We start from the raw sequence: 240 nt of genomic DNA on the forward strand, positions 1-240 counted from the left end.
TCCTCGGGCGTGGTGACCCCGCCGGGGAAGCGGCAGCTCATCGCGACGATCGCGATCGGCTCGTCATCGGCGGCAGCCACCACCGGCACCGACGCCGTGGTCTCGGGCTCCTGGCCCAGGAGTTCACTCCGCAGGTGCTCGGCCAGCGCGGTCGCCGACGGGTAGTCGAACACCAGCGTGGCCGGGAGACGGAGACCGGTGGCCGCGTTCAGACGGTTGCGCAGATCGACGGCGGTCAGC

At 72.1% G+C, this 240-nt stretch carries 1 protein-coding gene; it reads right to left on the bottom strand.

Annotated elements, in window-relative coordinates:
- Window positions 1-240: acyl carrier protein (locus UK12_RS35960; RefSeq protein ID WP_045307437.1), on the bottom strand; the 240-nt coding region annotated here is incomplete at both ends.

The sequence above is a fragment of the Saccharothrix sp. ST-888 genome, from assembly GCF_000955975.1.
Taxonomy (GTDB): domain Bacteria; phylum Actinomycetota; class Actinomycetes; order Streptomycetales; family Streptomycetaceae; genus Kitasatospora.